Source organism: Vibrio sp. 10N.261.54.A5, assembly GCF_041471145.1.
Lineage (GTDB): Bacteria > Pseudomonadota > Gammaproteobacteria > Enterobacterales > Vibrionaceae > Vibrio > Vibrio crassostreae_C.
In genome coordinates this window covers 59,091-67,400 of the sequence record NZ_JBFRNU010000036.1, presented here as the reverse complement: position 1 = coordinate 67,400, position 8,310 = coordinate 59,091, and the positions used below count along the sequence as shown (strand labels likewise).

General features: G+C 43.0%; 4 protein-coding genes. 1 reads left to right on the top strand and 3 read right to left on the bottom strand.

What is annotated here, in order from left to right:
- Positions 1-156 precede the first annotated feature (156 nt).
- Complete coding sequence (locus tag AB4329_RS11820) at positions 157-1,047, top strand: LysR family transcriptional regulator (protein ID WP_017061891.1); 891 nt, start codon at positions 157-159, stop codon at positions 1,045-1,047.
- 94 nt (positions 1,048-1,141) lie between these two features.
- On the opposite strand, the gene AB4329_RS11815 is transcribed toward AB4329_RS11820, so the two are convergent.
- The 3 genes from AB4329_RS11815 to AB4329_RS11805 form a co-directional block, all read right to left on the bottom strand.
- Positions 1,142-6,037: an ATP-binding protein gene (locus AB4329_RS11815; RefSeq protein WP_372138386.1), complete on the bottom strand. Its 4,896-nt coding sequence runs from the start codon at positions 6,035-6,037 to the stop codon at positions 1,142-1,144.
- A gap of 70 nt (positions 6,038-6,107) precedes the next feature.
- Positions 6,108-7,133 carry an HD-GYP domain-containing protein gene (locus tag AB4329_RS11810; RefSeq protein ID WP_372138384.1) on the bottom strand — a complete coding sequence of 342 codons (1,026 nt, stop codon included), beginning with the start codon at positions 7,131-7,133 and terminating at the stop codon, positions 6,108-6,110.
- 201 nt (positions 7,134-7,334) lie between these two features.
- Complete coding sequence (locus AB4329_RS11805) at positions 7,335-8,309, bottom strand: bifunctional oligoribonuclease/PAP phosphatase NrnA (RefSeq protein WP_102393616.1); 975 nt, start codon at positions 8,307-8,309, stop codon at positions 7,335-7,337.
- Position 8,310 lies beyond the last annotated feature (1 nt).

Here is an 8,310-nt window from a genome sequence, read left to right as displayed (position 1 = left end):
ATAGACCAATAGACCAATATAAAGTGCTACCACCACATGACTTTGATTAGCGTTACTTAAGACGCTAGAGTTGAAATTATCATTACTTAAGATAATAATAATTTTCTGTTATTTATTGGCTTTGTTATTTATAGGCTTTAGTATTTGAAGGTGAGTATGATTAATCCACTTTGGCTCAATACGTTTAAGACTCTGGTTGAAGTTGGCCATTTCACCCAAACGGCAGAAAAGTTGTATATGACACAACCTGGAGTCAGCCAACACATCAAGAAGCTTGAACAAGCTTGTAATTGTGACCTGCTATCTCGAGAAAACAAGAGCTTCGAACTGACCGAACAGGGTCGGATTATGTATCGCTATGCGATCAAACTAGAGAAAGACCAAGAAGATCTTTTTGAGTCTCTGAGTTTTGATAACCCTTATGCTGGGCAATGTCACTTGTCTTGCTCTGGCTCACTCTCTTTGCGTCTGTATCCCAAGCTTCTTGAACTTCAACAGCAACACCAAGAGCTCAGCATTAACTTAGAAGCCGCTCCAAACAAAAAGATATTGAATGACCTAAGCGAAGGCACTACCGATATCGGCATTGTTAGGCATTCCCCGAACGACAGCTACTACCAAAGCCAAGTCATCGGCAAAGAAGCACTGTGTCTTATTGTTCACCACAGCCTTGCTGATTTAGAGATAACGCCGCAAGTATTGAATGACATTGGCCTGATTGCCCACCCAGATTCTGCACACTATCTGTCTTTGTATTTCGACCTTTGCGGAGATAAAGACTTAGCGAACATCAACGTTAATGAGATACCAAGATCTGGCTACATCAATCAGCTTCACCAGATCTTGCTACCCGTATCAAAAGGATTAGGTTTTACCGTGTTACCGGCTGGCGCGGTTGAACACTTCCCAGATAGAGACAAGCTACACGTTGTGCCGCCAAAGGTAGAAGTAGAGGAAACGCTGTATCTGGTTCAAAAACGAAACCGAAAACTGCCGCACCGATACGATACGGTTGTTGAGCTAATCAAACAGAACGTGAGTCGTTAGTTCGGTGTAGATAGATTTAAAGCCTTTAGCTAGCTCGGTATTTCGCTATAAGAGCTAAAGGCTTTAATGTTGAAGTGATATTTATAAAAGACAACTACTCAGAAGCGCCAAGCCCCTCTTTTGCTCGTTCAAAGTCATAATTATCTAACGCACTTCGAACATCTTTGAGAACAACAGAATGTGGATACTGTGCCAGTAACTCAGTCACATATTGAGTTGCATCGTTATCATAAGCATCCAGCAGTGATAGCAACTGAGCATGCTGTTCTGACGTGATGCTCGGTGAATCAGAGGTATCAGCAAGACTCGCATCGGCTTCTTCAGTACTTGTCGTATTGAATCCCCCAACACCAGACACATCAAAGCTGATCTCAACTGCTTTAATCAGTTCGATTAACCCAAGTTCGCCTTGCTTAAGATCTGCTTCATCACACGCCTTGTTATGCGCTTTGCTTTCTAAATCACTGAGTAACTCTGCCAATCGCAATCCACCAATCGAAGCTGCCATGCTTTTTAAGGTATGTAGATTACGCTCTAACGTCGCCCATTCATCTTGCACTAGGTTGTCGAAGGTTTCCGACATAATGTCAGGCGCCCCTTGGCAGAATCTACCAAGCATCTTCTCTTGCAGTTTCGCATCATGATGAGTCAGTTGCTCAAACCTCGACTGAGAGAAAACAGGCTGCTCTGTTTGAGTATCGGAGTGTAATTCCGAACTATTATCAGAATCACTGGTCAGTATCGTATCTGAAGACGTGTCTGATGGCGCTCGACCTTCAACTAAGACCTCAGGAACAATGTATCGAGTAATCAAAGACATCGCTTTATCAATAACAATAGGCTTATCCAAGAAGTCCGTGATGCCCGACGCCCTCGCTCGTTGTTTCGCATCAGCAAAAACATTGGCTGACATTGCAATAATCGGTACATCTATATCGAATTCACGAATCAAACGGGTAGCTTCAAAGCCGTCCATAATCGGCATTTGAAGATCCATGAAGATTATTTCGTAGTCGTTGTTTTTAGCTAACTCCAGCGCTTCCTTTCCGTTTTCAGCAAGATCGGCATTTAATTTAGAGCGACTGAAAAATGCTAAGGCGAGATCTTGGTTCAGCTCATTGTCTTCAACCAATAGCACTCTTTGCCCTTTGAACTCTATCTGATAATCCAGTTGCAACTCTTGAGCTTTGAAGTCGGCTAACGCATCCGAGCTTGAGCGTGGCAATGTCAGTACAAAGGAGAACTCACTGCCTTGCCCGTAAACACTCTCTACGGTAATTTGACTGCCCATCGCATGAACTAATTTCTGGCTAATGTTGAGCCCAAGCCCTGTACCGCCAAACCGACGTGTCGTTGTGGTATCCGCTTGGCTAAAGGCTTCAAACAGCTTGTGACGGTTCTCATCCGAAATGCCTATCCCGGTATCCATCACACTCACTCTCATGGTTAGGCTGCTGTCGTTCGAGTCAACATGCTCCACCGTTAATGCTACGCTGCCTTGTTCCGTAAACTTAATCGCGTTGCCCACAAGGTTGAGTATGACTTGGAACAACCTCAAGGGATCGCCTTGCAGTGGCGTGTCTAACTCTGGGTCGATGACCATCGACAAATTGAGTTGTTTCTCAGCTGCTTTCGACTCCATTAGTTCAATCACATCTTTAAAGGTCGTTACGGGATCAAACGGGACGTTATCAATAACAAGTTGTCCAGCTTCTATCTTTGAGAAATCAAGGATGTCATTGATGATACCGAGTAACGAATGGCCAGAACGGTGCACTTTCTCAATGTAATTTCGAGCGACAGGATTAGATATTTCGCCAATCGCCAGATAAGACAAGCCAATAATGGCGTTCATTGGGGTTCTTATCTCATGGCTCATATTGGCTAAGAATTCCGATTTAGCTTGGCTCGCCAAATCGGCTCTCTGTTTCTCTTCTTCCAATTGTTCGTTAAGGCGCTTCATTTCTGAAATATCGAATGCCCAAAATAGTGTGGCGACTTCACCATCAATCTCAAAAAGATAGTAACTGACCAAACTAACAAATCGGGTTCCATCAGACTTTCTGAGTACTAACTCCCTATTTTCAACTTTACCGTTAAGGTCGAGCTCTTCATGCACGCCATCACGAACGCTCAGCGAGTCATGGATAGCGGCAACGTCGATAGAAGACAACGCCTGATCTTCCACGCCAAACAAACGTTTTGCCGTATCGTTCGCGTAACGAACCTCTTCTTCAAATACCACGCTGGCTGCAATTGGAGAGCTATTTAGCATGTTGTAGAGTTGGTTCTGCGCCTTTTCCAGAGCTTCGGTTGCTTCCTTAGCAATACTGATCTGCTTAGTTAATTTACGATTCCAGAAAATAATAAGAAGAAGGATCACCAGAGAGAACACCGAAATGGTGTAAACCAATTGATAATTAACTCTTTCTATCGCTTTTGGCGCCGCCCACTTCGCCGATATCTTTTGATGTTCTTCAGCAGAAATACTCTCAATCGCCTTATTCACAATCGAATAAAGCAAAGGCTCAGATTTGATGACATGTAAGGTGGGTGAAAGGAAAAAATCAAGTCGTCCGACAATTCCAATCTCTCGATGACCAAATGAATCAATGAGGTAATTGAGGACATCAACAGTGTCGACCATGCCGTCTAAGGTTTTATCATCCAATCGGTTGAGCCCATCGGCCGTGGATTCTACCTCTACCCACTCAACGTTCGGGTACTTATATAAAATCGCGTTAGTATTTGCCGCATTCTTCAATATACCGATTTTCCAACCATCAGCTTCTTCAAGTACCAAGCTACTAACGTCTCTTCTCGATGCAATGGCCAAACGACTTGAAAACAAGCTTTTAGCTGCTTTGACGTTATCTCCTAACGAACGATTCTCTTGAGCTGCTGAGACCAGTTCCACTTCATAATGATCAACCAAGCTTCGGGTCTCAGACCAATTCGCCACGTCAACATGCTGAATACTTAGCCCTGTTTTTTGTTCAATCAGCGTTAGATAATCATCAATCATCCCGATGTATTCACCGGTATTGGATACCGCTTCATAAGGTAACGAATTCGGATCGATACCTATACGTACATCCGGATTATCTTTAATCCACGCCCTCTCTTTTTGGCTTAGATTTAGGATCTCTCCAGTCAAGTTACTCGCTTGATAAACATCCGCAATATAGCGTTTCGCCGCATCTCCGAATGAACTAAATTGTTCGACAGATGGAAAATAAACATAGTTCCGCTCTAACGAATTAACATCAAAGTAGAAAGTCATCGAACCAGAGTTGATACTCCCTCCCTTGGTCCTATAATTCGCCACCTTGGTGACTGATGAAAAGTGAGAGGTATTTTTCTTCTCTCCATATTGATCAACTAGGTTGCCTATGTACCAAGATTTGATCGGGCGACTATTGTTATCCGCTTGTGCGGTGATCACCTGAAAAGAACTGTCCGTGTCGAAAATTTCAAACACTTCCGTCAACTCTTCAAAGCGGTCGTTGACGATAAAATACGCAGATATTTGCGCGATAATATTCGCTTTTTTAAGGACTAGGCTTAAATCACTCTGAACCTGCATCTCGATAATTTGGTTTAAGCCGTCATCCTCCTGTTTAAGCCTTTTAATTGCGGCATTGAAGCTATCTCTGATTTCTTCACTCTTAAAGTCCACATAGATCGGATACTCAACTTTATACTCGTCATGTAGCGTTAGCTCTGCCATTTCAATAAAACGAGTGTTGGTGATAAACCACTCTAGCACTCTTCGTTCAACCATTAGCAGGTCAACATTTTGAGCCCTCAACTGCGAGAATGCTGATTCAAGATCTTCGTAATCTTCAATACGATCAATGTCTAACTTACTCTTCAGAACTTCAACAGAGTTTTTAATTGTGGATGTTTCGTCGAACAATAACGCCCCTAATGATAGGTCTTTTGGGGATTGAAGTTGGAGTTTGCGGCGAGTTAGTGAAACAGGAACAAACTCAACATTAAAAACGTTATCACTTAAAAAGTGCGCATTAGGATCATCAAACTGAACACCAGAAAAAAAGGCTATAGAATTATTGTTATCGATGGCTTTTTTAGCGGCGCTAGGTGGAAGTGTGACAACGTCACCTAGTTTATATCCCATGTCATTCAGTGCACGCTGAAGAATGTCGTACTGTAGCCCGACTGCGGTGCTGTCTGGGTAAATATACGGAGGGTTACCAAAGCCAAACACGCCTTTTAGCGGCACTCGATAGGGGGAACTGTCTAGCCACTTCGATAAAATCTGGTTCTTGTTATCAACGTCGAAGGTTTCAATCTGTTTGTTGATTAGCGTCAGCAGTTCTGGTTCATCGGTTCGAATCACCATTGATGCTTCAAACCTTTTCCAATGCTCCAGAACATAGTTTACCGCTAAATCATGAACGCCAATCTTTTTCGCAAGATCCATAGTGGTGATAGGTTCACCGACCATGCCTTCGACATCCCCGGCCCCTAACGCACGTACTGCATCAATAACGTTATCAAAATTCACTCGCTCAATAGAACTCAATTTGACACCGGCTCGCTCCAAATCGATATTTTCGTTAACCATCGCAATACGGCGTTTATTATTTTGATCTAGGTTTCCATCGAGTTTGTTGTCGATGGGAACAATCACTGCGACCTGATAAGGAATATAGGGAGCACTCGCAAGAAAACGGCCACCTTCACTTGGGTCGAACTGTTGGAATGGAAATACATCGCCTCGCCCGTCGACTAACGCGGCTTTAGCCTCGACACGCGAGTTAACTGTGACAAACCGAACATGAACACCAAAACGCTGTTCAAGATCTAATGTCCAATCTTTGATGATCCCAGAAACCTGCCCATCATCATCGATGAATGAGTAAGGATAATGGTTGGCCAAGACAACAAAAGTTACCGTAGGTTGGTTTCCCAACCACTGATTTAACTCAGTATCTGTTACCTCAGCAGCATTCGTAGATCGCATTAGCAGCGACCACACCACAAGTGTAATGACCAGAAAAACAACCAAACGATTTAGCGACAACATCAAGCCATCACTCATCTCTAAATTTCTCTTTAATTGCTAGAATCTCAGGTAACTTCAGAAAAAACACATCAACGATAGTTGGATCAAAATGTTTGCCTTTCTGTTCTTCAAACAAGTTCAGCGCCTCATCAATACTCCAAGCTTTTTTATAAGGGCGCTCTGCGGTCAGGGCATCAAACACATCAGCAACAGCCGCAATTCTTCCAACCAATGGGATACCTTCACCAGCTATCTGGTTTGGATAACCACTGCCATCCCATTTTTCGTGATGATATTGCGCCACCTGAATAGCCATACGCATCAGTTTGGAATCACTCTGCCTACCAAGTATATCAACACCATATTCGACATGCTTTTGCATAATTGTCCACTCGTCGGCGTCCAATTTACCCGGCTTGAGTAATACGCTATCAGGAATACCGATCTTGCCAATATCATGCATTGGTGCTGCATCACGCAACGTCTCGGCATCTTCGTCAGTCATTCCCAAGGCTTTAGCTAGCACTTCACAGTAGTGACTCATACGCTTAACGTGCATGCCTGTTTCATTGTCTTTAAATTCAGCAGCTCTACCCAGTATGTTCAGTGTTTCTAGCTTACCGAGATTGATCTCTTGAGTTTTCTCTTTTACCTGACTAAACAACGCGCGTTGTTGGTCATAAAGTGCGATATGCGTTTTCACACGCTGGAGTGCAATTGCAGGGGTTATCGGCTTGGTTAGGTAATCGACAGCCCCCAAGGAGAGCCCTTTTACTTCGGCTTCAGGGCCAATCTTCGCGGTAACGAATATAATGGGGATATGCGCAGTATTTGGCTGAGCTTTAAGTTGGCGGCACACCTCGTAACCATCGATGTCAGGCATCATGATATCAAGGAGGATAAGGTCTGGCTGCGGCACCATCTTCGCGATCTTGATACCAATTGTGCCGTTAATCGCTACTTTCACTTGATAGGTATCTTTGAGTATTGCCGTTAACACATCCAAGTTACTTGGGGTGTCATCCACGACTAACACTATAGGTTTCCGACTCATTGATACCTCGTATACAAATCAAACAGTTATAACCCTAGTGTAGAACGGTTTTCAGAGGTTAAGCAGAAAAAAAGCAATTGATTTTCAAAAATGAAGAGTAGATCTGTGAGTGACGTCAAACTAACGGTTTGAGTCTAGCCTGATGTCAGAAACTCGGCGGACGATCCCAGGTACAAATCAGATAGAGGCAAAAACTTTGGTTCACAATATATTCAATTGAGGGCGGATCAGATCATAAATAAAGACCCGTTCATTGGAATGGTCAAACACTTGATTAACAACACCACCAGCCATATGCGAGTGTCCTCCACCAAAACCAACACCCGTATCATTCAGCGATCTCTTTATCACCTTAGCCATGTCATTCTGGGGGCATTCAGAACGCAATGAAACAAATGTTCTCTCATGACTACGGGCACTCAACACCACAATATCTAGTTCATCAACTGTAAGTAGAAAGTCACCAAGCACTCCTAGCATATTTTTGGGACACCCTTCTGGTAAGCTCCCAAATGCACAATTTCCGTCTTTCCTAATAGATTCAAACATGAAATCAAATAACTTCAACTCTTGATATTCGATTTGATTTCGACAAATACGATTGACCATATTCATATCAGCACAGTTTTGAAGTTGAAGTAGGGCTTTGATATCAGCTTTGTTCATTGCGCGGGTAAAATTTGCCGTATCGAACGTCAATCCAACAAGTAGAGCCGTCGCTACGCGGTCGGGAATTGGAATATCATAATGATTAAAGTACTCCACCATAATGGAAGCTGTTGCGCCATAGTTAGGTCGAATATCTGAAAACCAAACGAAACTGGGTGCTACAACCTGATGATGATCGATCACCCCAACTTCTATACCCGGTAAGTCGGTAACATTTTTTTCACCAATACAGCCATCTACCACAATGATTTTGTCATTGGGCTTTAAATCTAATCGATGTGACTTAACTATGGGAATATCAAGCCAACCAATCAAATTATGTAAAGAAACACGATCAATAAAGCCTTGATAAGTAATGAGTGGTTTAAAGCCCTTCTTTCTAAGTAAATAAGCGAGAGCAAAAGCGGAGCCAACCGCATCATGATCAGGAAAGTCATGAGCTTGAATGATGATTCGTTCGCAGTCCCTGAGACGCTCAAGAAAATCGTTAAATGAGAAAATAGACATA